The sequence below is a fragment of the Pseudoalteromonas sp. 1_2015MBL_MicDiv genome, from assembly GCF_002407505.1.
GTDB lineage: Bacteria > Pseudomonadota > Gammaproteobacteria > Enterobacterales > Alteromonadaceae > Pseudoalteromonas > Pseudoalteromonas fuliginea.
Window position 1 is genome coordinate 1193082 of the sequence record NZ_CP012737.1, and the last position, 26616, is coordinate 1219697.

General features: G+C 37.8%; 22 protein-coding genes, 1 tRNA gene, 1 other RNA gene and 1 pseudogene. 16 read left to right on the forward strand and 9 right to left on the reverse strand.

Going from position 1 to position 26616, the window contains the following annotated elements; translation table 11 throughout:
• The first annotated feature begins 6 nt into the window (after positions 1 to 6).
• A complete protein-coding gene (locus tag AOR04_RS05360; RefSeq protein WP_008133904.1) occupies positions 7 to 1980 on the forward strand; it encodes a monovalent cation:proton antiporter-2 (CPA2) family protein in 1974 nt (657 codons plus the stop codon).
• A 15-nt stretch (positions 1981 to 1995) separates the two neighbouring features.
• On the opposite strand, the gene AOR04_RS05365 is transcribed toward AOR04_RS05360, so the two are convergent.
• Positions 1996 to 3141: a patatin-like phospholipase family protein gene (locus AOR04_RS05365; RefSeq protein ID WP_007376790.1), complete on the reverse strand. Its 1146-nt coding sequence runs from the start codon at positions 3139 to 3141 to the stop codon at positions 1996 to 1998.
• A 239-nt stretch (positions 3142 to 3380) separates the two neighbouring features.
• Here AOR04_RS05365 and AOR04_RS05370 point away from each other — a divergent pair, with 239 nt between their 5' ends.
• The 5 genes from AOR04_RS05370 to AOR04_RS22085 all read left to right on the forward strand — a co-directional run bounded on the left by AOR04_RS05370 (position 3381) and on the right by AOR04_RS22085 (position 7714).
• Positions 3381 to 4259, forward strand: a complete 879-nt coding sequence (locus AOR04_RS05370; protein ID WP_008133906.1) for a DUF3014 domain-containing protein — start codon at positions 3381 to 3383, stop codon at positions 4257 to 4259.
• Between the two features lie 138 nt (positions 4260 to 4397).
• An RNA gene (ffs, locus tag AOR04_RS05375) (signal recognition particle sRNA small type) lies at positions 4398 to 4494 on the forward strand.
• Positions 4495 to 4903: 409 nt separating this feature from the next.
• On the forward strand, positions 4904 to 6028 hold the full coding sequence (locus tag AOR04_RS05380; protein ID WP_096792716.1) for a helix-turn-helix domain-containing protein: 1125 nt from the start codon (positions 4904 to 4906) through the stop codon (positions 6026 to 6028).
• Positions 6029 to 6266: 238 nt separating this feature from the next.
• Positions 6267 to 7265: a S41 family peptidase gene (locus AOR04_RS22080; protein ID WP_335682232.1), complete on the forward strand. Its 999-nt coding sequence runs from the start codon at positions 6267 to 6269 to the stop codon at positions 7263 to 7265.
• A complete protein-coding gene (locus tag AOR04_RS22085) occupies positions 7262 to 7714 on the forward strand; it encodes a hypothetical protein (RefSeq protein WP_335682233.1) in 453 nt (150 codons plus the stop codon). Before AOR04_RS22080 ends, AOR04_RS22085 begins: the two co-directional genes overlap by 4 nt.
• A 523-nt stretch (positions 7715 to 8237) precedes the next feature.
• Here AOR04_RS22085 and AOR04_RS05390 read toward each other — a convergent pair.
• Positions 8238 to 8699, reverse strand: coding sequence for a carboxymuconolactone decarboxylase family protein (locus AOR04_RS05390; RefSeq protein WP_232525512.1), 462 nt, complete (start codon positions 8697 to 8699; stop codon positions 8238 to 8240).
• A 111-nt stretch (positions 8700 to 8810) separates the two neighbouring features.
• On the opposite strand from AOR04_RS05390, the gene AOR04_RS05395 reads away from it, so the two are divergent.
• The 3 genes from AOR04_RS05395 (at position 8811) to AOR04_RS05405 (ending at position 12381) form a co-directional block, all read left to right on the forward strand.
• Positions 8811 to 9725, forward strand: coding sequence for a LysR family transcriptional regulator (locus AOR04_RS05395; RefSeq protein ID WP_096792717.1), 915 nt, complete (start codon positions 8811 to 8813; stop codon positions 9723 to 9725).
• Positions 9726 to 9892: 167 nt separating this feature from the next.
• On the forward strand, positions 9893 to 11389 hold the full coding sequence (locus AOR04_RS05400) for a transposase (protein WP_096792718.1): 1497 nt from the start codon (positions 9893 to 9895) through the stop codon (positions 11387 to 11389).
• 239 nt (positions 11390 to 11628) lie between these two features.
• Positions 11629 to 12381, forward strand: a complete 753-nt coding sequence (locus AOR04_RS05405; protein ID WP_157770533.1) for a TdeIII family type II restriction endonuclease — start codon at positions 11629 to 11631, stop codon at positions 12379 to 12381.
• A gap of 12 nt (positions 12382 to 12393) precedes the next feature.
• Here AOR04_RS05405 and AOR04_RS05410 read toward each other — a convergent pair whose 3' ends face one another.
• A complete protein-coding gene (locus AOR04_RS05410; protein ID WP_096792720.1) occupies positions 12394 to 13809 on the reverse strand; it encodes a DNA cytosine methyltransferase in 1416 nt (471 codons plus the stop codon).
• Positions 13810 to 14090: 281 nt separating this feature from the next.
• Between AOR04_RS05410 and AOR04_RS05415 the strand changes: the two are divergent.
• Positions 14091 to 14522 (forward strand): annotated as a pseudogene (locus tag AOR04_RS05415) (transposase); the annotation flags it as partial.
• Positions 14523 to 14527: 5 nt separating this feature from the next.
• Here AOR04_RS05415 and AOR04_RS05420 read toward each other — a convergent pair.
• Positions 14528 to 15708, reverse strand: a protein-coding gene (locus tag AOR04_RS05420; protein ID WP_096794087.1) for an IS3 family transposase whose coding sequence is annotated in 2 segments (ribosomal slippage) — positions 14528 to 15450 and positions 15450 to 15708 — 1182 coding nt in all. Because the reading frame shifts where the segments join, the coding sequence is not laid out codon by codon here.
• A gap of 260 nt (positions 15709 to 15968) precedes the next feature.
• On the opposite strand from AOR04_RS05420, the gene AOR04_RS05425 reads away from it, so the two are divergent.
• From AOR04_RS05425 to AOR04_RS05445, 4 genes are all read left to right on the forward strand, one after another.
• Positions 15969 to 17030 (forward strand): ATP-binding protein, encoded by a 1062-nt coding sequence (locus AOR04_RS05425; RefSeq protein ID WP_232525514.1) that lies wholly within the window; start codon positions 15969 to 15971, stop codon positions 17028 to 17030.
• Between the two features lie 361 nt (positions 17031 to 17391).
• Complete coding sequence (locus tag AOR04_RS05430) at positions 17392 to 17970, forward strand: hypothetical protein (protein WP_096792722.1); 579 nt, start codon at positions 17392 to 17394, stop codon at positions 17968 to 17970.
• A 598-nt stretch (positions 17971 to 18568) separates the two neighbouring features.
• Positions 18569 to 19096 carry a redoxin domain-containing protein gene (locus AOR04_RS05440; RefSeq protein ID WP_096792724.1) on the forward strand — a complete coding sequence of 176 codons (528 nt, stop codon included), beginning with the start codon at positions 18569 to 18571 and terminating at the stop codon, positions 19094 to 19096.
• A 231-nt stretch (positions 19097 to 19327) separates the two neighbouring features.
• Positions 19328 to 19774: an Hsp20 family protein gene (locus tag AOR04_RS05445; RefSeq protein WP_096792725.1), complete on the forward strand. Its 447-nt coding sequence runs from the start codon at positions 19328 to 19330 to the stop codon at positions 19772 to 19774.
• A gap of 281 nt (positions 19775 to 20055) precedes the next feature.
• Here AOR04_RS05445 and AOR04_RS05450 read toward each other — a convergent pair whose 3' ends face one another.
• The 5 genes from AOR04_RS05450 to AOR04_RS05470 all read right to left on the reverse strand — a co-directional run bounded on the left by AOR04_RS05450 (position 20056) and on the right by AOR04_RS05470 (position 25219).
• Entirely contained in the window at positions 20056 to 20580 is a 525-nt protein-coding gene (locus AOR04_RS05450) for a hypothetical protein (protein ID WP_232525515.1), read from the reverse strand.
• Positions 20577 to 21740 (reverse strand): peptidyl-prolyl cis-trans isomerase, encoded by a 1164-nt coding sequence (locus tag AOR04_RS05455; RefSeq protein WP_096792726.1) that lies wholly within the window; start codon positions 21738 to 21740, stop codon positions 20577 to 20579. The genes AOR04_RS05450 and AOR04_RS05455 overlap by 4 nt, the downstream gene beginning before the upstream one ends.
• 29 nt (positions 21741 to 21769) lie before the next feature.
• Complete coding sequence (locus AOR04_RS05460; protein WP_096792727.1) at positions 21770 to 22783, reverse strand: phospholipase; 1014 nt, start codon at positions 22781 to 22783, stop codon at positions 21770 to 21772.
• Between the two features lie 110 nt (positions 22784 to 22893).
• Positions 22894 to 24447: a cryptochrome/photolyase family protein gene (locus AOR04_RS05465; protein WP_096792728.1), complete on the reverse strand. Its 1554-nt coding sequence runs from the start codon at positions 24445 to 24447 to the stop codon at positions 22894 to 22896.
• A 310-nt stretch (positions 24448 to 24757) separates the two neighbouring features.
• The gene (locus tag AOR04_RS05470) at positions 24758 to 25219 is read right to left on the reverse strand and encodes a globin (protein ID WP_096792729.1); all 462 of its coding nucleotides are present in this window, start codon (positions 25217 to 25219) and stop codon (positions 24758 to 24760) included.
• A gap of 568 nt (positions 25220 to 25787) precedes the next feature.
• Here AOR04_RS05470 and AOR04_RS05475 point away from each other — a divergent pair.
• Positions 25788 to 25864, forward strand: a tRNA-Met gene (locus AOR04_RS05475).
• 280 nt (positions 25865 to 26144) lie between these two features.
• Complete coding sequence (rimP, locus tag AOR04_RS05480; protein WP_007378505.1) at positions 26145 to 26600, forward strand: ribosome maturation factor RimP; 456 nt, start codon at positions 26145 to 26147, stop codon at positions 26598 to 26600.
• Positions 26601 to 26616: the final 16 nt, after the last annotated feature.

The following is a 26616-nucleotide window of genomic DNA, read 5'->3' on the forward strand; positions in this document are numbered from 1 at the left end:
TTCAGTTTGCAGAGTATTAATGTTCAATTTTTTGGCTTATTAGTTGTTGCAGTACTTTTTGTATGGTTTTTTAAGCGCATTGGATTGCCGCCTATTTTGGCGTATCTAGCAACAGGGGTTTTAGCTGGCAGCCATGGTATTGGTTGGATGGCACACACGCATGAAATCGACTTTGTGGCAGAGCTTGGTATTGTATTTTTGTTATTTAGTTTAGGGTTAGAGTTTTCTATTTCACGTTTAATGGCAATGCGCAATATTGTGTTTGGCCTTGGGTCACTACAAGTAGTTGTGACCAGCCTGATACTTATTGTTGTTTTATATTGCTTAAATTTCAGCTTATTAACTAGTTTTGCTATTAGTATCATTATGGCGCTTTCATCCACTGCCGTGGTGGTTAAGTTATTAAAAGAAACCGGCGAGCTAAACCAGCGTCGTGGACAACTAGCCGTTGGTGTATTGTTATTTCAAGATATAGCGGTTGTTCCCTTGCTTATTATCCTTCCTTTATTAGCATCTAGCGATTCACAAAGCATTAGTTGGGCGCTTGCTTTTGCATTAACTAAAGGCGCATTTGTTTGCTTATTGTTATGGGCTATAGGCAAATGGATACTGCCTAAAGTATTCAACGAAATAGCGCTAGTACGCACCGATGAGTTATTTGTGCTTACAACATTACTGGTTGCGTTATTTGCCGCGTTGCTAACATATATGTTTGGTCTATCAATGGCTCTTGGCGCTTTTTTAGCCGGTATGATGTTGGGCGAGAGTCATTACAGACACCAACTAGAGGCTGATATAAGGCCCTTTCGCGATATTTTAATGGGCCTATTTTTTGTAACTGTCGGCATGCAGCTTGATTTATTATATGTGTTTAGTAATGGCTTATTTATAATTGGTGCGTTACTTGGCTTATTAATTTTAAAAATAACCGTTGTTGCAATAAGCGCGCAGCTTATGGGGGAGCGAAGACAAGATGCATTGGCTTGTGCAATTATGCTTTGGCAAATGGGAGAGTTTGGTTTTGTACTTATTGCCTTAAGTGGACAACAGCAATTATTAACGAGTGATCAAACCTCATTTTTAATTGCATTGGGTGTACTTTCAATGGCCTTTACACCATTTTTAATTGATAAAACACCGCTTATTTTAAAACGTTTAGGCGTATTAAAACGCGCAAGTATGGGATGGGAAAATGAACCTAAAAGTAGCGCGCTTTATAGTAATCATGTTGTTATTTGTGGCTTTTCAAGAGTTGGGCAAACCATTGCGCGGTTTTTAAAGCCTGAGGCAATAGAATATGTCGCTATTGAGAGTAACCCAATACTCGTTCAAGAAGGTAAAGCCGCTGGAGAACCCGTAATATTTGGACACGTTAAACAAAAAGACATTTTAAAATGTGCAGGGGTAGAGCGTGCACGCTTAGTCATTATTACCTTTACTGAATTTGAGCAAACACAAATAGTAATAGACGCTATAAAGCAAATAGCGCCCGAAGTTAAAATACTTATACGCACGCGAGATGACAGTCAGCTCGAAAAGTTAAAAGAATTGGGGGTAACCGAAGTTGTGCCCGAAACTTTAGAAGCAAGTTTAATGTTAGTGTCGCATGTTTTATCTATGTCGGGTGTACCCATGAGCCGAATTGTTAGGCGTGTAAGTAAAGAGCGCCGTAATCGCTATAAATTTTTGCAAAGCTTTTTTTCCGGTGAGCACATTGATAGCGATGAAAATAATAGCGATAGATTAGAATACCTGCATGTTATAGCTTTGCCCGATAAAGCGTTTGCTGTAAATAAAAGTATTAGTGAGCTTAATTTAACAAAACGAAGAGTGTTTATAAAAGCGTTACGCAGGCAAGATCGCGAAATAGACGCTCCATCGGATCAAACCTTATTACTGGCTAACGATATATTAGTACTGCAAGGAAAACCAAGGCGCGTTGAGCGGGTAGAGCACTACCTGCTCGACGGAATAGAATAACGTTTCTGTTTGGGCTTAATCTAGTTCTAAAAACTTGCGTATCTCCGGTAATTTTTTCATACCGTCTTCATAGCCAATTTGCATTAAATGCTGGGTGTAGCGTTTTTCAAACAATAGATAACTGGTTAAGCTCGATTGCGAATGCTTTTTTACACCTATGGTACGTAGCAATACTTTAATAGCCCATGGCATATCGTTGTAATACTGCGCTGCAATGGCATTAAAATTTTGCGAAGGGTTAATTACAAACGTATCAATTTGTTTAAGCTCTTGATGTTTATCGCGTGCAGGTAATAGCCCTAGGGTTCGGTTAATACGGTCCAAACGTTCTAAATCCGATTGCATAGTGTCGGTAAATACACTGTCGAGTAAATGCCCTGCAACAGCAGAAAGCCCTGGGTAATGCGCAGAATAACCCGGTGGGTGTAATTCTTTAGGTTGATCGACCCCAATAATAAATATTTTTTCAGCCCCTAAGTGAATCGACGGACTAAGCGGTGAAAGCTGATGTATAGAGCCATCACCAAAGTAATGGTTATAAATATTTACGCTAGGAAATACCATCGGAATGGCACTCGACGCCATTAAATGCTCAACATTAATGCGCGTAGCACGACCCTCGCGTTTAGCACGCTGCCAAGATGTTTGCGTATTAGATTGAAAAAATGCAACCGAGTCACCCGTTGTATAACTTGAGGCCGTAATAGACAGCGCATCTAAATAATTACGATGTAAATTGCGTTCAATGCGGTGTAAATCTAAAATTTCGTTTAATAAACTACGAAGAGGGCGATTATTTAGCAAGCTCGCAGGCGGGTGATTAATATGCTCTGACTGAAAGCTCGTTAAAATATTACGCGCAATATGACCAAACACACTTAAAAAGTCGCTTTTATACACCATAGAGGTTGAAAAGTTTTTCCAAACAGATTCGAGCTTTCGTACAGCCAAATGCGCACACGAGGCGTAACATGCTAACGCTGCAGAATTAATTGCCCCAGCTGAGGTGCCATTTATTACCCTAAATGGTAATGGAGCTGTACGCGGCATGCTATGAGCGAGTGCTTTTAGTACGCCCACTTGGTAAGCAGCACGTGCGCCACCACCTGTAAGTAACAAGGCTATTTTAGGTTTTTTGGGATCAACTTGCTTGATTTTCATATTGGTGGTTAAACTGTTCTACGTCTTTGCTTTATTTATTCACTGTAAGTCTTTAAGCTAGAAGAATCAAAGGATAACTGCCCTTATACTCATTACCTTATTTAACTTTGCAATTTAGCGCTTAACCTTTGAGCTATTATTGCCGTGTTATTAAATGTCATAGTATGTGTGTCAGAATGAATTTAATCCACTTAGCGTATTCTAAGTGATATCGCATTTTAATTTTTTATGGAGTTCGTATGTCAGATAAACCAGAAGTGTCAGATGTTCAAAAACGTCCACCTAATAACAATCTTCTTTTTGCCGTTATTATTTTAATAGTCGTAGCATGCGCGGCTGCTTTCGTATTACTTAAACCAAGTGATGAAAAAGTAACACGCACAGAGGTAGAACCGCCAGCTAAAGAGCAGCCAATAATGGAGCTTAAACCAGAAATTGCTCCTATTATTGATACTCCTTCTGCAGTAAAACCAGAGGAACCTGAAGAACTTGAAGTGCCAACACAACGCCCTGTTGAGCCGGCCCCAAAAGTAGAACCATTAGTGACGCTTGACGAAAGTGACGCGGTGGTTGTTGCTAAAATGGATGAGTACTTAAGTGATTCTGTGATGAGCTTAATGGTAACCGACGATGTGATTCGCCGTGGTGTTGTATTTATAGATAACATTGCCCAAGGCAAAATAGCCAAAAAGCATACACCTGTTATTAAGCCAGAAGAGAGTTTTAGCGTAACAGAAGGAGATATTTTAACGATTGATCCTAATAGCTATGAGCGTTATACACCGTATGTAAAAGTATTCACCAGTATGAGTGCAGCTCAAGCAGTGCGTATGTACGAAGAATATAAACCGCTTATTAATAGTGCATATACTGAAATAGGTTATGGCGATGATGAGTTTAATCAAACCCTAACCGATGCAATTGATTTGTTACTTGATACGCCAGAACCTGAGGGCGACTTACCATTACTTCGTAATTCAGTAACATATCAATACGCATTTTCAGAGTGGGAGCAATTACCAGCCGCACAAAAACAACTTTTACGCATGGGCCCTGAGAACATGAAAAAAGTAAAAGCAGCATTACGTAATATTAAAACTCAGTTAGAGAGCAATTAATACGCATTAAAACAGCTAAATGCATCGCGATTGTATATGAAGTATGCAATCGCACTTTCTTTTTAGATTACCCCTTGAATAACAGAGCAAAAGTAGAGATAATCCCCCCGCGCCAACCAAGGCCCTCAATGGTAGTCTTATTGGTCCTCTCGCAACACTAGCAGGCGAACCTGGTCAGGCCCGGAAGGGAGCAGCCACAGTTTGTGACGTGTGTGCCGAGATGTGGCTGGTAAGACTGCCACCCAAATTCCTCATTTGGGTGTTAAACCTCCAATATAATTTAACCTAAAGCACATTAATAAAAATTTATTTTTTATTTCATTACCCATGCCATCACACACTTTAAAATAAACTCAGCAAGTTCTACTTAAATAACATACTGTAAAAGCAATTAAGCGTAGCAAGTTAGCATTCAATACAATCAGTGTCTTTGTATAGTAATTAATGGTCGATTTAGAGCGAACGGCGGACGGTCAAGAATTGTAAAGTATGAAGTCAAGATTTGATCTCGTTGGCTCTGTTTTCTGGAATCACCTCTACAGCTCAAACTGAATAAAATGTCAGACACAGCTAACAATAAGTTTAGCAATCTGCTAACCTAGCAACATTAAACATCTACCTAATTTCTATTTACAACTATCCCCATGCTGTTTATTTCCTTACCAATGCAATATCTTCATGCCATCGGAACATTCCAAGGCATTTTATTAGCAGCAATGCTTTTGTTTAGTGCAGGCGTTAACAATACTGGGCGCATAATGGGCGTTTGGTGTCTTTTTCAAGCATTTTATTTCTGCAGCCCTTTGATTGTAGTGCATGCTGAGGATACTGTTTTTGCCAATTTAATTGGATGGGGCTACTTTGTTCCCGCCAGCTTTGGTGCATTTTTATATTTATATTTTCGGTCAGCGATAATTAAAAAGTCATTCCATTTAAAGGATGGTATTCACGCTACGCCGTTATTACTTTGCCTTCTCTTAAATATAGATTTTTTATTTTCTACCCCGACTGAAAAAATCAACATCGCTAATAACGCTTTACACAAAGAAAATATCCAACTGCTGACTCAGATTATTATGTTCGTACAGGCATTTTTTTATTTAGCATTGAGTGTCAAACTGATAACTAAAAGTGGACGCCATGCGCGTGACACGCTTTCCAACTTTAATCCCAAAATATTTACCTGGTTATGGATAGTATTAAATTTGTACGCAGGAATGTTGCTGACAGAAGCTGTCAGCACAATAATCGGTGCAAATTCTACTTTGGCTATTGCTAGTGATCTCATTGCCTTTACTTTGATATACAGCGTTTCGATGGCTCAGTGGCGTGAGCCAAACTTATTTGTCATTGATAACTTGGGTGAAACTCCAGCGGAAGCACTCAACTCGACAACCAAGGCACAATGCTTCGACTCTAATACTAGAGCCAAATTATTAGAAAACATTGTTCAATATATGGAAGAAGAGCAACCTTATCTAGAAAGTGAACTTACCTTAGATGCGCTAGCAAGATATACCAACCTTAGTAGTCATCACTTATCTGAAATCCTCAATCAGCAAGCAAATAAGAACTTTTATCAATTTGTTAACGAATACAGAATAAAAACAGTCTGTTCTCAAATCTCTTCTAATCCAAAAGTGAGACTTATTGATCTAGCTCTATCTGCTGGGTTTTCCTCAAAAAGTACCTTTAATGCCGTTTTCAAGCAATTCAAAGGAATGACCCCAAGCCAGTATAGGAAACAACTGAAACTCGATAGTGAATAAGTGCGAACCGACCGAATCGCACGTCCAACTCGTCAAAATCAGACGCTTTTTCTCATGAACACCTCTTTAATACAGCTCCTAATCGCCGTGGATAAAACGTTTGGTGAATATTTATTAACCTCGGGTACGAGTAGCTACTTTTGCCGCTGTATCAAGCAAACTTGAAAATTACTTGCAAGTGGATAACAAGGTTCATCAGTCGATTTATATAGTGGAAAAGAGAAATAAGGACAAAAAATTGAAGAATATAATTTTAATTTTGCTTATCGCGTTTGTAGTTGGCTGCACTAGCTTGAATGAACCAAAGCCATTTGCAAAAAACACAATAACGCAAGAAGGTAATACTCAGACTAACCTGTCTTCATCTGGCAAGATAGTGAGCATTAAGGCATTAAAAAGCAACCTGACTGAGCTAAGTGAACGCCTTGATACGATCCACCCAGATCCGGGCTTTACTATGGATGTATCTGAAGTTAAATCGCAGATAGAGTCCTTGTCAGAAGGTATAACTTCACCCATGACACATTATGAAGCATGGAAATACTTCTCTCAGCTGAATCCTTACTTTAAAGATGGACACATGCTAATTGCTTCGCCACAGCTTGATGATCAATTTAAGAGCCACATTCAGAACGGTGGTCGTCTATTTCCATTTGACGTAATGATAGATGCATCCCAACGTTTGCTTGTGGCGGAAACTCTTGAGGGCTATTCAGATATTAAAATCGGTGATGAGATTACCTCAGTCAACGGAGTTAGGGCATCAAAAATAATTGAAACTATGTTGGCAAGAATGTATGGCGATTCATTAGAGTTTAGGGCTGCTTTTACTGCCAGTCGATTTAACAAAATGTACTGGTTACTGTTTGGTAGTAGCAAAGATTATCAAATTGAGTTTATGCATAAAAATAAGCGCAAGCAATTATCTATAATGGGTGTCAGTGATGACCCAGAAAATCACAATGGTGGTGTGAGGGAATTTGTCCAAAGTCGAATACTAGACAATGACATAGGGTATTTACGTGTCGATCGCTTTTTTTATTCTCAAGAACAAGAACAACCTTTTTTCACATTTCTAGATGAAACGTGGCAGGCGTTTAAAGATGCGAACGTCAAAGATGTGATTATCGACGTTCGCCACAACCCGGGGGGACCGATCACTATTGGCAGCAAGGTATTGCACCTTACATTGCGAGCAAGCCATTTCCATTTCTGTCAAACTTTAAAATTCGTATGACGGAACGAAATATTAAACTAGGACCTATTCAGGGTAAACAAGGTGAGGTTATTGAAGGCACATTTAATCAATTAGTGCCTGTCGACGCGCATAAGGGTTTAAAGATACCTGGACGGGCATATTTACTAATGGGGCCGCTCAGTTATTCATCCACTATTTTGTTTTTAACCTCACTACAGGACTCTCGACAAGCTGTCATTGCGGGTCACTCAAATGTAAGGTCTTGCACTACTGGGCGTATAGAAACTCATGTTTTGTCTGGTTCTAATTTAGAACTAACCATGCCGACACTTATCTTTACTCGCCCATCTGGAAAAGAGCATTGTCAGCAACCTATCGAACCAGATGTTTATTTGTCGAACCAAGTAATAAATTCGAATGAGGCAGTGGAAGACTTAGCAAAATACATTACCGCTAATAGGCAAACGACTATTAACACGCTCCAATAAATATGTCATAAAAGCTTATGACTGTTATATAAACTGAAATCGAATGGAAAATACTATGCAAAATATTGCGAATTTTCAGAAAGCCAGACAAATCCAGACGGGTCAGAATCCAGACTTTAGACGTTATAGCTCCTGACCGTCTGCAAATAGCACATTGTAGTGGTACAGTGATTTTGGCCACCCATTACTTGAAGGTAAGCCATGAATACACTCATTGAACAAGTCAAAACTGAAATAATTTACAGTGGTTGCTTATCAAGCCAAATTTAGGTGTAATAACGACATAACAAACGCTGAGCAGTGCAGGGACAGCTTTAAAGCGATGGACACGCCAATTAAATTGGCTAGATATTGGTTAGGCCATAAAAAGCAAATTCCCATAGCATAAACAACACCTGCTCTGACACACCGAGCAGGTAGCGCCTCAGCCCAACAAGCGATTATGCAACACAAACTGCGTGTTGCATAAATACTAAAGTGTTATGTGTCCGGCAGCGATTAATGACACCGAATAGTGAATCTACTAATGTTGTCCAACTTGATAATTACCGGCCTCAAAGCCAAAAGATTTTGCCAAACGATTCCAAGAATTAATTTGTACGATTGATAAGGTTAAATTTGAAATATCATCTTGGCTGAAATATTTTTTCAAGTTAGTAAACGATTGTTGCCTTTGGTCTGTAGAGTCATTGAGCTTTGTGACAGACTCAGTCCATTCCAGTAATGCTTGCTCTGATTCGTTATAAAAGCTCGTTTCTTTCCATGCCGACGATGAGTAAATACGTAATTCACTTTCACCCGCAGCAATAGCTTCTTTAAAGTGCATTTCAATGCAGTAAGCGCACTGGTTTATCACTGAGACCCTGTATCTCAACACCTCCATAAAAGACTCATCAATAATGTTTAAGCTCTTGATGTATTTCTCTGTTTGCATCATGCAGTTCATTAAATTCTCGGGTATATTTTCAAAAGGTACTCTCGGCATATTTTTTCTCGCTTGTGTAAATGAGTGACGCGATACATTGTATGCCTATCAAATAATGATTAGAATATATGCTATAAGCCAAACAATCTTGCATAAAACGCAAAGGTTATTATGTTAAAGTCTGTTCGTATATTTTTAAAGGTCGTTGAGTTGGGTAGCTTTTCTAAAGCTGCCAAAGTATTAAATATGGCTCCGTCATCAGTTACTCGTGCCATTGATAATCTTGAATATGAGCTGAAATCCGAGCTATTTAAACGTAGCACGCGCCAATTATTACTGACAGATAAGGGCTATATTTTTTTAGAGGGAGCCTCTAATCTGGTCTCTAATTGTGATTCTATACTTATGTCTATGACTGACAGTCATAAAGAGCCTGAAGGAAATTTGAGGGTTTCAGTGTTTGAGAGTTTTGGTCGGTTAAGTGTTTGTCCCATAATCCCTGAATTCTTGAAAAAATACCCAAAGATAGCAATTGAAATTGAGCTAGAGAATAAGGTGGTTGATCTAGCAGGGGAAAATATTGATTTGGCAATTCGTATAGGAACACCGAAAGATTCGAGTTTAAAATTTTGTAACATTATCCCAAATCACACCTTTGTTTGTGCGTCACCAGATTACTTGTCAAAAAATGACAATATTGAAAAACCTGAAGATTTGTCATTACATAATTGCTTATTACTTAATCAAGAGAGGCAAAGAACTTACTGGCATTTTAAAAAAAATCGTCGTAATACTAAGGTCTTAGTTAGTGGTAATCTTAAATCAAAAGGCGGCACACCATTATTGGAGGCAGCCTTGTGTGGTCTTGGTGTCGTTCAGCTTTCAAACTGGATAGTATCTGACTATGTGAAAAGTGGGCTGCTTGTGGTTTGCTTACGAGATTGGGAGCCGCTTCTTAATGAGCAGTCTAGTGGTAGCGTTTATGCTGTATATAAACAAGGTATATATAAAAATCCAATTATAAGGCTATTTCTTGACTATCTAGTTGAAAAAACACATAACAAGTTACTGCATCGGACGTGGTAGAGTTACTCTTTTTAGGAACGTATACCACTATTTTTAATTGAATGTTTTTTAACCTTTAATCCCTCTGTTCGTTGTGATCTAATAGACATTATTCACCCATGGTAAACTGTTATGGCACTTTTTTTAGGTTATAGGTCAAGCCTGACTTATCCTGTCAAAACAAATTCATTCCTACCAATTTCGCTGAGCAAATTTTGCCTGGCACATTTGAGTATGCGCTTTGTTATATTATCGAAAATAAACTTGATTTATCGGGCTTTGACGCGTGGTATAACAACGATAAAACGGGCGCGGCGGCGTATCCGCCTTCGGTAATGCTAAAGATTATTTTACTGGGCTATGCACATGGTTTAATTAGTAGCCGCCGAATTGCTAAAGCGTGTGAGACGAACATTTTATTTATGAGTGTGTCGGGTGATATCCAGCCGCATTACACCTCTATAGCGGGTTTTGTGGCTAAAATGCATGAACAGATTGAACCGCTTTTTACGCAAGTGCTGATGATATGTGATGAGGAAGACTTGATAGGCCGTAACATGTTTGCCATTGATGGGTGTAAATTAAAGTCCAATGCGAGTAAGGAGTGGAGCGGCACATTCGATGAGCTAGGGCGTAAAAAAGCAAAACTAGAACGCGCAAGCAAACGTATTATTGAACGCCACCAATCACAAGATGGACTGGGCGAAGAGTTGATAACTCAGGACTTAAAACAAAAAGAAAAGCTGGATAAAAGTGCAGATAAAATCACCGAGTTCTTAGCCACTCACAAAGAAAAAACAGGCAGCAAAGGTAAGCCAGTTAAAAGTAATATTACCGACCAAGATAGCGCGAAAATGACCACCTCAAAAGGCACAATTCAAGGCTATAACGGCATAGCGATAAACGATGACAAACATCAAGTCATCCTGCAAGCACAAGCGTGGGGCTCAGTGGGTGAGCAACAAACTCTGCAGCCAGCCGTTGCACAATTAAAGCAGCAGCTCGATAAATTGAACACTGACAAATCCAAAGACGAGCACACGATTAAGTTCACTGCAGACAGCGGGTTTAACAGCGAAGCAAACCTCGAATTTATGGCGCAAAGTGGGTTTGATAGCTACATTGCAGATAACCAATTTAGAAAACGAAATCCGCTGTTTAAAGACAGCGAAACATACGAAACAGAGCAAGAAAAACGCCGACTAAAACGCAGTAAAGGCAAGCCACGACTATTTACCTCAGATGATTTTCATTATGATGAAGCAACCCATACATGCCGCTGCCCCGCAGGCAATGATATGTGGCGAAGTGGGGTTAATGTAAAAAGTCATAACCAACAATACACCCGGTTCTGCGGTTACTTAAAAGATTGTAAAGCGTGCCCGCTACAACAGCAATGTATGCGAAAGCCGCCTATTAAAACAGGGCGACAAGTTCAGTTTATAAATAATGAATCACGCAAAAAGCTGAGCTATGTAGACAAAATGAAAGTAAAAATAGATAGCCCCATAGGGCGACGACAATACAGTAAGCGATTAGGCTGTATTGAGCCAGTGTTCGGAAACATTACAGTGAATAAAGGGATGAATAAATTGACCTTACGGGGTCAAACGAAAGTGAACGCCCAATGGCAACTGTATTGCCTTGTTCATAATATAGAAAAGCTGCAAAACACGATGCATTAAGAAGGGTAAGCGCTTTTACCCTAAATAAAAGCCACTCAAGTACCCGTAATCCCGTCCAAAACGCCAGTTAAAACAATACCAAACCAGCTTTTATATTCTATGAAAAATACAGTAATCAATTGAATCAAAATAGGAACTCAGCTATGGTCTATTTATCAATAAAAATAAATTTAAAAACGAGTTAATCTACAGGCTCGTTAGGGCTTTAGCAGAGTCATCAATCGAAAATGGAGTATATCTTGATAGAAGAAGATAAAATTAAAATAAAGAAAATTTTAACAGATTGTGTAGCTGGAGCCATTTCTAGAACGACAAAGAAAATAGCAGAGCAAAAATCACATAAACCATTTCATATGGCTTTATTAACCGAAGATATTGTTAAGGTCTCGTCATTTGAAAGATCATTTTCAACTTCATTTGGCCAAGGGCCAATTGAAAAAATTTCTGAGTTAGTAGCAAAACAAAATGGCTTTGAGGCAACACGACAAAAAGAGACACTTTTAAACCTATATAAAGGAGCCGTTGACGAAGTTGAAAGGATTTGTTCTGCACTACGTAGTGGTAACCAAAAACCAAATTGGACAAAAGAAATTCAGACCTTAGCAGCCTTTAATAAAGGGGATACTGTTGTTCGAAGAGTTATTTCAGATTTGTGGTTAAAAAAAGGTGAAACTGAGTATTTTATCTCGATCAAAACAGTTACACCAAATTTAGATCAATCCGAAATTGCGAAAAAAGATATGTTATTGCTTAAGGCTGAAAACTCCAGTTTTAATACTTTCTTTGCTCTATATTATAACCCTCACGGTTTAAAGAGAGAGGACTATAACCATTCATTTCCAATGAAGATGTATGATATGCACAAAGATGAATGTGTTTTAATCGGCAAAGATTATTGGGACTTTCTTGGTGGAGAAGGGTTTTATGAAATCCTTCTTCAAATCTTTGCCGAAGTAGGCGAAGAAACGAAACAAACACTGTTAGGTTTTTAATTTCTAGCAGGCTTAAACAGCCTGCTTGTTAATTTGTGTTGATTTTAATTTTTCTTTTCTAATTAAAAACTCTGCTTTCCATTCAGTATCTGAAGTTTTCTTATATCTAGAATATTTAAATCCATCAATTGGTATCGAGCCAACGCCCTTAATGAGGTTCATGATTAAGTTACCAACAGCAAACCCTAGTCCTATGGGCACTGCATTTCCAACCTGTTTATATTGCTGAACAAGTGGCCCAGCTAGAAGCCAGTTATCAGGAAACTCTTGAATTCTTTTATATTCCTGAACAGAGATCGGTCGATCTTCTTCTGGGTGAGCAAGATCTGTTGCAGGCATTGCAGGGTGAGTTACTAACGTAGGAGCTGGTTTTTCCCATGCTAATCTACGTAAAAAACCAGTTTTACCACCACCTGAGTAGTATGATTTTCCCATTGCTTCTTTTTGCAGATTAGTAGGTAAATTTTTCCAATTTTGCCCGTTAGTTAAAATCCTGTAGTATTTCAATCGCTTTTCTGGAAAGTTAAGATGATCATGTTTCTTAATATCTCCGATACAATCCTTTAATACATTCCATTTAGGTAAGCCAAAAGCAGAATCTTCAGAATGAGTCGGCATTAAATATGGGGGCTTTTGTCCATCTCTAGAGCACACAATTATTACACGTTCTCTAACTTGCGGTGTCCCAAAGTTAGCAGAGTTATATAAATTAAATGCGTAACCATATCCTGAATTTTCTAGGCGGTTAATGATGTAATTTAAAGCTCCACCTTTCAATTCATCTTCACCAAGTTCAGGAAAACCTTCTCCACGCATTTCATGTGGACGGTGCTCCATAGGGCATGATAATAAGCCTCTTACATTTTCGATAACAAAATACTTAGGCTTTAGATCTAAACATAAATCTAAATATTTTAAAAAAACGTTGCCCCTATCGTCATTAAATCCTTTTCTTTTTCCTGCCGTACTAAAAGCCTGGCATGGTGGCCCACCCATAATAAGATCAATATCATCTTTTTCGGTTAAACCTGCTTCCTTTCTGATATCTTTGGCAGAGTAGTTATTTATATCTGTTAATAATGCGGAGTTAGGTTTATTTATTGCAATTGTTTGCCTGCAAAATTTGTCTATTTCACAAGCTAATCTTATATCAAACCCTGATTTTTCAATTCCTAAATCCAATCCCATAGCACCTGAAAAAAAACTGAGAGCAATAGGTCTTTTATTTTCAACATTATATGCGGGGTGATCTTCAGCAACAGTGTGGGCTGTTTTCAGACCATACTCACTTAAGCTTTTCTTATCAATTAACCAAGAAGTTCCAAATTTATGGGATTTTAACTCGTTTTGCCTACAAAGTGTTCTAACCCTTTGTTCACTAATATTTAGTTGCTTGGCTGCATCTTTAATGCTAATTTCGGTACTCATTGTGAGTTTCCTTTACGAAACCTATAATGAGTACCATTATAGCTGTATATAACCACAGGTCAAGCCCTAACAAGTTGCTTAAACGGACAAAAAACTGTTGGCTTTTTGCTCGTACCTCGCTTATTTTAGCCAACAATTTTTAGCCGCTTAGCAAGGCGTTGAGGCTGTAGAATTACTCTTTTTAGGAACGTATCCAACTATTCTTGGCTGGTTGCTTTTTAACCTTGAATCCATCCGTTCGCTGTGATCTAATAGATATTATTCACCCACGGTAAATCGTTATGGCCAACTACAAGCCTGACTTATCCTGCCAAAATAAATTCATTCCTATCAATTTCGCTGAGCAAATTTTGCCTGGCACATTTGAATATGCCCTTTGTTATATCGTCGAAAATAAACTCGACTTGTCGGGCTTTGACGCGTGGTATAACAATGACAAAACGGGCGCGGCGGCGTATCCACCTTCGGTAATGCTAAAGATTATTTTACTGGGCTATGCACATGGTTTAATTAGTAGCCGTCGAATTGCTAAAGCGTGTGAGACGAACATTTTATTTATGAGTGTGTCGGGAGATATCCAGCCGCATTACACATCAATAGCAGGCTTCGTTGCTAAAATGCATGAACAGATTGAACCGATTTTTACGCAAGTGCTGATGATATGTGATGAGGAAGACTTGATAGGCCGCAACATGTTTGCCATTGATGGGTGTAGTGGTCAACTAATTTTGGCCACAGTTTTAGAATCTTGATATCTAACCTCAGATTCATTTGGTGCTAAACCGGCATTATAATGATGCGGCCTAACATTGTTGTAATATCCATTTATGTAATCACTTACGCTATATTTAGCGTCTATAAAGTTTCCATATCCAATCTTTGGCATCCATTCCGTCTTAAAGCTTCTAAAAAATCGCTCCATTGGCGCATTATCCCAACAATTTCCACGTCTACTCATACTTTGTGTGATTTTATAGCGCCATAAACGTTGACGATATTTTAAACTTGTATAATGGCTACCTTGGTCTGAATGGAACATGAGTCCTGTCGGTTTCCCTCTGCTTTCATATGCGAGTTCAAGCGCTTTTAGCGTTAAATTAGTATCTGGTGACAACGACATTGCCCAGCCAACCACTTTGCGTGCAAATAAATCAATAACCACGGCTAAATAAGCCCAGCGATTGCCTGTCCAAATATACGTCACATCACCGCACCACACGGTATCCGGCTCAACAACATCAAACTGTCTATCAAGCAGGTTTGGGATTTCAAGGTGTTCATTACCACCACGTTTATATGAATGTTGAGGTACTTGGCAGCTTTCGAGCTTTAATTTAACCATTAGCTTAGCTGCACGATAACGGCTCAATTCAAAATCATTGTTCGTTGCTATCGCTGCGATTGTCCGTGCCCCTGCTGAACCACCACTCATCGCATGTATTGCTTTTACTTCAGCCTCTAATCTTGCTTGCTCAGGTGTCGGCGCTGTATCCCGTATGGCCCAGTACTTATAGCTGCTGCGATGCACATTGAATACGCTACACAGCAGACTAATTGGATAACGCTCTCGTTGATTTAACTTCTCGATTAACGAGAATTGTTCAGGGAGTCGGACATCAAGAGAGCGGTAGCCTTTTTTAATATATCCTTTTCTAATTCAATGCGTTGGATTTGCTTTTTAAGTTCGCGGATTTCAATTTGTTCGGGCGTCATTGGTGACGCTGATGGTGACTGACCATTGCGTTCTAGCTTTAATTGAGTAACCCACTTACTTACGGTTGATTTACCCACCCCCATCGCTTTTGCTGCGTCTTCTTGCGTATAACCTTGGTCTACTACAAGCTGAGCCGTTTCTAATTTAATTGCCGCTGAATATGTTGCGCGTTTTAATTTCGTCATTTTTTCACCCAAATTTGTATGCTTATTAGCATAACATTTCTTTCTTAATGGGTGGCCAAAATCACTGTACCACTACATCATAATATAGAAAAGCTGAAAAACACGATGCATTAAGAGAGGCAACCCCTTTTAAGCCAAAATAAAGCCACTGAAACACCCGTAAATCCTTCCGAAACGGCAATTAAAGCAAAGCAGCAAATCCTCTTTTTATATTCTATGAAAAACACAGTAATAGATTGAACCAAAATAGGAACTCAGCTATGGTTTGTTTATCAAAAAAACAAATAAAAAACGAGTTAATCTACAGGCTCGTTAGCTCTCAACATGGATCGGTGATGACTACTATATTTTTTCCTGAACGTTTTGATAGAGACACACTTGCGCCATTTTTTGAACAACTTGAACTTCACCAAGATACACCAGATGTTTGTGTTGATTGTTCTACATTAAGATATTCATTTCCTACTGCTATGCTAGTTGCTGGCTCTAAGCTAAGGAAGTGGATAGTTATTCGTAGACAAAAAAGTCTTAGAACAAGGAAGTCAGGACAAAATAGCCCAAATAATGTGCATTCATATCTTATGCACTTAGGTTTTTTTGATTTCATATTGATGGGAGGAGGTAATCAAGTTGGGGAAGCTAGAGGCTCTTCGGCCTATTTACCTATCACCAGAATCGAAAAGCCAGCCTATGATGCTAGTTCACAAGAACTCCAAATTTGGTATGACAAGATAATGTCTAGTGTAAGAAATCTCGCTAGAGTTGTTTCAGGTACAGCCGAAGATACAGAAGAAAATAGACTCTATAACTATGCACTTCGCGAAATAATCCGTAACGTATTTGAACATTCCCAAGCAACAGAGTGTTATGTCTGTGGTCAGCGTTGGTGGAATGGTAGAGTTGAAATTGCAGTAATAGATGAAGGTGTTGGTATCGCTAGTTCCTTAAAGCGATCTCACGCTATATCTAGTGATAATGAAGCATTACATATGGCTATAAAACCAGGTGTTTCGAGTACTAGCAATATAAATCAGTCTCAAAACATCTACGACAACTCTGGTTTTGGATTATATGTATTAAGTCAATTAGCATCTAGCTTTGGCTGGTATGTTGTTGGCAGTGGCGCAGCTAGATTAGTCGGTTATGGAAATAATATCAGCGAAGAAGCTCTAAATTTTAATGGTACTTATTTTGGGATGCAATTACAGCGCTCACCTCAGCAATTTAGCCAACTTCTAAATGACATTATAACTTCAGGTGAAGAAGAAGCGGAAGCAAGTGGAATTTCTAAAAAAGCATCAGGTATGTCAAAGTTGTTCTAACTGCGAGCTAACAAGTGACTAAGGTTATGAGTGTCCGCAATTGGCACATAGCAGCCAATTAAAATTTGGCAGTATTTTTATGAGATTGTCTTCATAAAGTCTGTATTTGGTAACTTTATGCCACCTTAAGCTTCAATTTCATGCCAAGTTACATTTTACTTACGGTGCTGTAGCCCAGTAAAGCCGTATATTCTTATGCCAACTAATGCTTCAAACAACTGGAATTAACCCTGTACAAAAAGAAACAGACTCTGAACCTAAAAATAAATTTAGTGGCATAGTTTTGTTTGTTAAATTAAAGTGGCTGTTTAGTTTGTTCGTCGCATAAATACTAAAATGTTAGGGTACTAGGAGAGTACAGTTGAAATATTCATTATTATTTGTTGCTATTTTATCATTTGACGCTTTTGCCGATCTCAATGTCGAATTAGCAAACAAATCCGAAAAAGAGCAACTTAAATATTCTCAATTAAAAAGAGTAGAAAAGAGTTATGACCTTGGTAAATGGCAATTTACAGACAGTGTTGTAATAGATGAGTTTGCTAAAAGACCGCATAGTCACCCTAAGCTTACCTTGACAGTTAGTATGCCTAAAAACGATGGTGCATTCTTATCACAATATTTGCACGAGCAGATACATTGGTTTGAAGATTCTCGAAAAACAGAAGTCCAAAATGTCATAAATGACCTAAAAATAAAATACCCTGATGCACCAAAAAAAGGGCCTGAAGGTGCAAGAAGTGAACTTTCAACGTACTTACATTTAGCTGTTTGTTTATTAGAGTATGATGCTCTTACAGAAATTTTAGGTGAAGAAGAAGCACATAAAATCATTTCTACAAATTCAAAGTATTTTTATAAATGGATATATCAAAAAACACTCACAGAGCCTGATTCAATTAGAGATATTTTGGTCAAGCATAATTTATATATAAAGTAAATTTACTCTAACAAGCGATGAATATTGCCAACGTCCTCTCATGGTGCATAGCGCAGTCCGTACCAGTCGATTGTGCTTTAAGGAATCTAACTTTATAAAGCTTTGTTTGTAACTTTATGCGGCATATACTTCACTTGATTAGCTGTAGCCCAATGAATCCGAATAAGCTGACATAAAGTTACAGTTTACCCAAATTTCAATCGTTAATTTTAGCGTACAAAATAAAATGACATATTGCGCATTAAAAATCGTCATAAATTTGTTACCAAAAATAAATCTGCTTACCAATAAAACGACCTTTGGGCCTAATACCAACCTTCCTTTAAGCTTTACCATTAATGGCTATATTTGAAGCTTTATAAAGCGTGCCATAAGCATAATTAATTACACGATGCAGAAAATGTTTTGAATTAGCTGCAAAGCTTCAGAGGTATTTTTATAATGCGTTTAGCTAAGTTTATTTAAATAGATTATGTATGTATTGATGTTATTAGAGTCGATAATTCAATCTTGGTTACAATTTATCCTCTTGAAAATTAGTTATCTGCCCTAAGCTCTATTTGGTAAATGGTTTATAACATTTCTTAAGGAGAACATTATGAGTAATAACACAGTAAAACCCGCATCAAAACTCTCTGAGCTGATTGTAAGTAATACAGAGCGAGAACAGGTTGATATTACGCAGCGTATAACAGGTGCTCCATGGAAAATGATAGTTGTTTATCGAGGTCAGCATTGCCCTATGTGTACGAAGCAATTAAATGCTTTGGCTAAAATGACTCAAGATTTTAAAGATATTGGTGTTGAAGTTGTTGCTGTAAGTGGTGATAGCCACGCTCAGTTGGAAGCGCACTTTGAAAAGCTAGACGTTAATTTTCCTCTTTATTATAATTTAACGCTTGAGCAAATGACTGAATTAGGTTTGTATATCAGTGAGCCAAGAAGTAACACTGAGACAGATCATCCGTTTGCAGAGCCTGCAATTATTGTCCTAAACGAGCAAAATCAAGTGCAAGTTTTAGATAAATCAAACAGCCCGTTTTCACGCCCTGATATGCAGCAGTTACTTTCAGGTATTCAATATACACGCGAAAATGATTACCCTATTAGAGGAACATTTTCTTAAGTTGTTATGCATAAATTTAGGCGTGTTTAATAGCGCGCTTAAATTTATATTTTATTTTTTAATAAATTTACTTGAAAACAATTTTACCGTCCATATATAGTTAAGTAGGACGCCTGATGGGTCCTAAATTAAACTTAAACAATTGAAATTTATATTATTAATTATACTTTGCTTGAGCTTGTTCAATAGAAAAGCACATGCAAAATATCGCTTAAATATGAGGATATTATTATGCGTACAGTAGATTTATCACCACTTTATCGTTCATTTATCGGCTTCGAACATTTAGCATCACTTATGGATGCGGCAGCAAGTACAGACAAGCAGCCAAGTTTTCCTCCTTATAACATTGAAGCGCTCGATAAAGACAAATACAGAATTACTATGGCCGTTGCTGGTTTTAGTGATAACGAGTTGACCATTGAGTCAGAAAACAATACGTTGAAAGTCGCCGGTATTAAGGCTAATAAAGATGAGAATAATGAACGTAAGTTTATTCATCAAGGTATAGCGGAGCGTAACTTTGAGCGTAAATTTCAGCTTGGCGACCATGTAAAAGTACTTGGTGCAGATTTAGCTAACGGCTTATTGAGCATAGAGCTTCAGCGTGAAATCCCAGAAGCACTTAAACCTCGTAAAATCCAGATAGGGCAAGGTCATTTAATCGAAGATAAATAAACCCTGTTTAACCTTAGTTTCCCCTGATTGTTTAGCCGTCTCGCTTGAGACGGCTTTTTTATGCAATAAAGTTTTAAATGGTCTTGAATCTAGAACGTTCTCTTAATCTTGGCTAATTAACCTGAACTCTGGATAATAAATCCATCTCAAGCAGCTATTTTCAGTGCTAACTACGTTGAATTTACTGGCAATAGGCTAGCTATTGACGCGTAAATTCGCCTTATTTTCACTGAAAATCTCTTGCTAGAGAAAAAATTTAAATATCACGATTGTTCAATACGTTAGTAAATCTCTTGACCAGAGTTCAGGTTAGTTAAGTGCTTTTGTGTTTTTTTCAGCAGAGCAATTTTATCAATCGCTTCTTGAAGCTGCTCTTGCTTCATTCCTTGTTTACGCCCTTTAGCAAGTAAGTTTTCTAGCGTTGCTACTCTGCTATTAACAGCACTTACAAAGCTACTTTCTAGTGCGCGCCGCTTCTCTTGTTGAAATTGTTCGTAGGCTTTATGGTCGTCTAAATCCCCCTTGTATTGAACACTGCTTAGTTTACTTTTATTTAGCGGAGGTAAGTAATTTGGTTCGGTAATTGCCAGTTGAGCATACTCATTCAAGGTACTTTTTTTAATATTTGAAGAATGTACATCTTCAATTTTTTTTACGGTGTGTACTGTTTGCTTTATTGTAGGGCGCTCATCAGTTGGTTGTTTAATCGCTAGTACCATTTTTTTCTGCTCGGTGGAGCCAGATAAGTAGTATATGAGGGTGATACCTAAAGACATTATAATGAGTGCAGGGAGCTTTATTTTCATAACTTAATCTCATTTTGTGTGTGCCACGCAGCCCACTTTTGCTGGTATTGCTGATGCGCATTTTGTAACGCCACAGACTTAATCGCTTGATAGCGAACTGTTTGGCCCGTTGCTGCAAAATATTTATATTCATAGTCACTAGTTAACACCACAACCCATAATCCCGTTGGCGAACGAATGACTTCAGAAAGCTCATTCTCATTTTGCGTAAATGCAAGTTGTACTACCCACTCTTTTTTATGCTCTCGATTGATATTATTATTAAATTTACTATAAATATCATTCATATTAGCCGCTTTTAAAGCAACTTTGAAAGTACTCTTTGCCACTTCACTTTTAAATTTAACCGCGTCATTTCTGTTTCTAAATTCAGCACCTTGGGCTGTTATTTGGTATAAATATTTGAAGCGACTTTTATTTTTTTGGTAATACTGATTTATTTGTTGTTCGGAAACTTGTTTTTCTAATTGTTCGAGTATCGGGCTTTGTCCATGCATCATGTCTTTTACGCCAAACCAGCTTTGAATCGAAGGGCGCAAGATGTCACCTTGAGCAATGCTTTTTAAATTATCAATGTTGATATCTTTTGCTTTAAACGCGTTGGTCGCTTTTTCTAAATTTATAAAATATTGATGCTTTTTAGCTATTTCTGTATGAAATAACTGGTTATCGCCTTGATGCAATCTAAACCGTATTTGCATAGAAAGTGGTTTAATGAAGTCATAAACAGACATTGCAGGAAACGCAAAATTTTCAAGTTTTACTAAATTTAATGTGTTTTTTTGCGTTTCAGAATATTGTCCATTCGCAGGATATTCACCTAATGTGTTTGTAAGCCAGCTGGCCGTAAAATGTTTAACATTATTAGAAGCTTCGATGCTCGGTGGTAAATGTAGTTGATTTATAAAAAGGTTATTTAGGTAGCGCTCTACATGGTAACCGGTGGTAAAACCGACATCAGACAAGCGCGCTACCTTGTTGGGCATTAGGCGTTTTGCTTCACTTAGTAAAAATTGGTTCTCGTATAAACGATAACGTGTTTGCGAAAGACTAATGTCACTATTTTGCTGTTGATATATTTGATGCATCAACTGTATTTCAGCGGGTGTGTACTTTTCAACACTCGTAAATGCTTGGCTGCTGTAAAGCAGCCCAAACATTACTACACATAGGTAGACTAAATACCTCATTAGCGGGCAACCATGGCATGATTTAATAAATGTACAACCATTGCAATAGCATGAGGGATAACTTGTTTTGCGGTATCAACACGGTCGTAATGATCTTCCGAATTAAGCACAATACCGCCTTGAGCGTACGAAAAAGAGCCGCCTTGGGTTAGCAATGGACGTACATCCGTTGAGGCTTTATCTAACGGTGAAAAGGTATTTATTGCTTGACGTATTAAGCTAGGATCATTGAGTTGTTCTTGATCATAATAATCCTTTATCCAGCCTTCCCAGCTAGAGTGATTCAAATCTGAAGTTGTCCATGTGTGATGCGGCTGAAGTAAATCAGTTGTATGAAATACAAAGCCCAGTACCTGTGGATTACCACTGTCTAAATAGCTTTGAAACCAGTATTGGCCTAAGTTATCGATTGGTTGAAAAGGGATTTTTTCAAAATCATCATACATACTATAGTTTGATTGACTATCAATTCGGTAATGAGCTTCGGTAATGTCATAACTATTATATTTTGAAGAGTCAGCATTAAACCAGCCCGTTTCTCTTCCCTTTCCATCATCTAAATAGTCTCCTTTTAACCAAGCCGCAGCTAAGCTATCAATGGTGCCCCATACAGTGAGTTTGTCGTAGTTATAGCCGCCAAAATCATTACCATGCTGATCAGCGCCTTGCGTATGGTTTTGAAAGTGCCAATAGCTAGTATATTTTACAATGCTTTCAGCCGCGCCCCAAAGAGGAGCTTGGACACAAGAGCCGGTAATGGCACCACATAAAAAAGTATCTTCAAAATCATCAACATCATAGGCTGCTTGCCCTAGTAGCTCAGCCAGCTGTGAAACTGACATTTTATTTTGTAAAGCATATTGCGACAGCTCCGCATATTTCGTTGATTGTGGGTTTTGCTCCATATAACTTACAGCGTCAATAACAATCCGCTTATGGGTTTCTTGGCTAAATGCATGTGCTTGGTTGATACTTGTAAGTAATATAATTGCCGATGTTAATATTTTTTTCATTTTTATCTCATTGCTGTATTTAAAAATTAACGCTATTAAAAGATAGTGCTATTACATTACAGTGACAGAGAAATTAAACATTTAATTAACAAATTCACCTGTTTTATATATCACAAACTTTCTAAATCAATTAAATGCGCAGCTGCTTGTTTTAGCAGCGCTTTTTTTTGCTCTTCGGTTTGTCGGTCCCAGTTTTTATAAACCATGCCTATACGCGGGTTTTTTTCTAATTTACTGCGGTGGGTGTGCATAAAGTTCCAGTACAGGCTATTAAGGGGGCATGCTTTTTCTCCCACTTTTTGTTTAACATCGTATTGGCAACTCTTACAGTAATCGCTCATTTTATTAATATAGTTTCCGCTTGCTGCGTAGGGTTTTGTAGCAATAATGCCATCATCGGCAAATTGGCTCATTCCTCGAGTATTAGGCATTTCTACCCACTCGATTGCATCTATATAGACACCTAAATACCAATTATCTACGTCATCAGGATTAATTCCCGTGAGCATACAAAAGTTTCCAATAACCATTAAGCGCTGAATATGATGCGCGTATGAGGTTTCTAAACTTTGTGTAAGTGCGTGGCTTAAACAATTCATTTTAGTAGAGCCTGTCCAAAAATAGGATGGCATCTTATTATTGGCTTGTAGTTGATTTTTAGTTGCGTAGTCGGGCATGTTAACCCAATAGATGGCGCGTACGTATTCTCTCCAACCCAGTATTTGCCTTATAAAACCTTCAACTTGTGAAATGGATATTTCGTTGGGTCTTTGTTCATATTCAGCAATTACGCGTTTAATTACATAAAGCGGGTGTAGTATTTTTGTATTTAAAGCAAACGATAAACGGCTATGGTAAAGGCTAGTATTATGGTTACTCTGGTCAGTCATAGCATCTTGAAATTTGCCAAAATTAACGAGCAAATACTCACAAAAGTAATCAAGGCTACTAATTGCTTGCTTTCGCGTTGTTGGCCAAGAGAGTTGATTATCTATACTGCCAAAATAAGCGACTTTATGTTTGTTTAAGCGAGGTATAATTGACTTTACATCATTAGTAAATAGCTTTGGAGAGGGGATGTCGTGTATGTCGTTCTTAGAAAATTTATTTCTGTTGTTACTATCAAAATTCCATTTACCTCCCTCTGGCTTACCGGAGTCCATTAAAATATCAAACTGCTTGCGCATATCGCGATAAAAATGCTCCATCGTTACATGTTTGTTTTTTACAAAGCGTTTTTTAATTTGTGAAAAGGGGAACAAAAAATGTTCGCTATCCACAGCCCTCACACTTAGCATATGCGTTTTTTTAAATTGTTCTAATTGCGAGTGAAGTCTAAATTCATCAGGGTATTGATACTCTATTACCGAGCATTGGTATTGTTTTGCAATACGGTTAAGCAAATCGGGTAAATTGTTGTCGTTACAAGTCTCATCTAAGGTTAAATGCAATACATTAAAACCAGCATGACTTAACGCTGAAGCAAAGTTTTCCATAGCATGGAAAAAAGCACATAATTTTTGGATATGGTGTTTAACATAATGAGTTTCTTGTGCAAGTTCAGCAATAATATAAAGGGTCTCATTATCTTTTTGTTTAAACCAAGAATGCGATGGGTTTAGTTGGTCGCCCAAAATAAGCCTGAGTGTTTTATAGTGTTTTATAGTGTTTCATACTTAGAACCAAATATGTTTAGTACGCCAAAGTGTCGTAAAACGATCTTTTAAAGGTGTTGTAGTACCGCTTAATTATGCGTGGAGTTTTACAATAGCTGGTGTTTTTAATGCTCGATGAGCTAATTCTAAAAAGGTATTGAGCTTTGCTGGTTTTATAAGGGGCTGTTTTTTACTACTTAATGAAGCTTAACCGGCTCATTATAAACTTGAGTGTTGTTATGCTTAGCTTATATGTATTTCAATACCTACTTATATATAAGCGCATTTGTTATAAAAGAATGAGCAATAAATACAGGTTCTAATTGGTATTATTTTTTGTTTTGCTTATTCGTTGTTGAAGTGAAATAACGTTACTTATATTGAAAAGTGAACTGTTAGTGCAGTTTTCAAAAAAGGTTAGAAGTTCTTGCCATGCGGTTTGGCTTTGTAAGCAAAAATGCTGACCAAGATGAGCTTCTAAAGTAGCGTAAAAAATATCACACAATATTTTAATATCAGTTTGCTGAATATTACGTTTATTTAGGTGTTCTAAATAATGTGTTAAAAAAGGAGTGACAGAAGATGGATTATCTAAATGTTTAATTATGCGCTCTAGCACGCAGTAAAACGTATAACTTTTTTCGTTGAATTGATTTGCAGTTGGGTAATTCATTACAATACCTGATTCTGCTAATTTACGATGAAAGCGTGCTGTAAAAGCATGGAAATTCGGCTTAACAATCTGTAGGCTTTTTAATAATACTGATTGGTTTGTGTTCATTAAATGCCTCTTTGCATTAAGTGTGATTGTGATTGTTATTGCTTTCGTTGCTTTTATTATAGCTAGAGAAGTTGAAACCGCACGGGTTTATTGGCTTAAATAGAGGGTTTAATTAATAAGTTACTGATTTTATTTATTTTGTTTTTGTTAATGAGATTGATTATCTATTCATTGGGATGGCTGTTTAATATTTACTTCAATGCCACGATTGGGGTTGTTGATCTTTGAGGATTAAATCTGTTTTATCTAAGGACAGCGTATGTTTGGCATTTATGCTGTGCTATCGCTTATTTGTGAGGAATAACCACACATGATCGACACAGCCTTGCGTAGAAGCTAAACGGGTGCTTTAAATTTAGGCTCACAAGATAATGAGGCCCTAAAGGTTATTACAACAAATGTTAATTTGTAATACATTAAATTAACAACTTGACGAATTGCAAATTTTATAAACTTATTAGTTATTATGGTTGCTAATTATCCCGCACATCCTTATAATAGCCGCCATTGTTTAGTGTGTTGTATAACCGCTAACAGCGATATTAAATTAAGGTTTAATATCTATTGGCGCGGGATGGAGCAGTCTGGTAGCTCGTCGGGCTCATAACCCGAAGGTCGTCGGTTCAAATCCGGCTCCCGCAACCAATTCTACTAATAAGTGTAAGCTTATTAATTTATATCGCGCATTCTAAGTAATGCGCGTTTTGCGTTTAGGCTAATGTAGTTTAATTTGGTCAGTTACTGACTCGCAACCAAGCTCGGCCCTCGGCCACACAGTTTTATGCTTTATTGGTGTGACGCCCCGCTTGGTTCGGGGCGTTGTTGTATCTGCACCTTTCGATTTATGGCTTTTGTCATCAAATCAAAACTTAAACTCAGTATTTTAGGGCTATAAGCCCTTTTTTTGTTTGTATGGAGGATTTTCGTGACAAAACTTGAACAAGATTTAGTAACCATGTTATCGCCAGCGGTAGAAATGTTAGGCTTTGAATTACATGGTCTTGAGTTTGTACAAGCGGGTCGCCATTCTACCTTAAGAGTGTATATTGCTCATGAGGATGGGATCTCAGTTGATAACTGTGCGGATGCAAGTCGCCAAATTAGTGCGATTTTAGACGTCGAAGACCCAATTACAAATGAATATGATTTGGAAGTATCGTCTCCTGGTGTTGATCGTCTATTATTCAAACAAGATCATTACGAGCAGGCGCAAGGAGAGGAAGTACGCGTGCGTACTAAACTTCCACAGGATGGTCGCCGTAATTTTAAGGGCGACTTAGTAGCAGTTAGCAGCGATATGATCACACTATCTAGTGATGGTGCAGAGCATCTAATCATGCTTAGTAACATCGAACGTGCGAATTTAATCGCTAAGTTTTAAATTCGAGTGCGAAGGA

Excerpts from the sequence above, each read along its gene's own strand:
- AOR04_RS05365 (WP_007376790.1), bottom strand. The coding sequence starts at position 3,141 with ATGAAAATCAAGCAAGTTGATCCCAAAAAACCTAAAATAGCCTTGTTA.
- AOR04_RS05370 (WP_008133906.1), top strand. The coding sequence starts at position 3,381 with ATGTCAGATAAACCAGAAGTGTCAGATGTTCAAAAACGTCCACCTAAT.
- AOR04_RS05380 (WP_096792716.1), top strand. The coding sequence starts at position 4,904 with ATGCTGTTTATTTCCTTACCAATGCAATATCTTCATGCCATCGGAACA.
- AOR04_RS22085 (WP_335682233.1), top strand. The coding sequence starts at position 7,262 with ATGACGGAACGAAATATTAAACTAGGACCTATTCAGGGTAAACAAGGT.
- AOR04_RS05390 (WP_232525512.1), bottom strand. The coding sequence starts at position 8,699 with ATGCCGAGAGTACCTTTTGAAAATATACCCGAGAATTTAATGAACTGC.
- AOR04_RS05395 (WP_096792717.1), top strand. The coding sequence starts at position 8,811 with ATGTTAAAGTCTGTTCGTATATTTTTAAAGGTCGTTGAGTTGGGTAGC.
- AOR04_RS05410 (WP_096792720.1), bottom strand. The coding sequence starts at position 13,809 with ATGAGTACCGAAATTAGCATTAAAGATGCAGCCAAGCAACTAAATATT.
- AOR04_RS05425 (WP_232525514.1), top strand. The coding sequence starts at position 15,969 with ATGGTTTGTTTATCAAAAAAACAAATAAAAAACGAGTTAATCTACAGG.
- AOR04_RS05440 (WP_096792724.1), top strand. The coding sequence starts at position 18,569 with ATGAGTAATAACACAGTAAAACCCGCATCAAAACTCTCTGAGCTGATT.
- AOR04_RS05445 (WP_096792725.1), top strand. The coding sequence starts at position 19,328 with ATGCGTACAGTAGATTTATCACCACTTTATCGTTCATTTATCGGCTTC.
- AOR04_RS05450 (WP_232525515.1), bottom strand. The coding sequence starts at position 20,580 with ATGAAAATAAAGCTCCCTGCACTCATTATAATGTCTTTAGGTATCACC.
- AOR04_RS05455 (WP_096792726.1), bottom strand. The coding sequence starts at position 21,740 with ATGTTTGGGCTGCTTTACAGCAGCCAAGCATTTACGAGTGTTGAAAAG.
- AOR04_RS05460 (WP_096792727.1), bottom strand. The coding sequence starts at position 22,783 with ATGAAAAAAATATTAACATCGGCAATTATATTACTTACAAGTATCAAC.
- AOR04_RS05470 (WP_096792729.1), bottom strand. The coding sequence starts at position 25,219 with ATGAACACAAACCAATCAGTATTATTAAAAAGCCTACAGATTGTTAAG.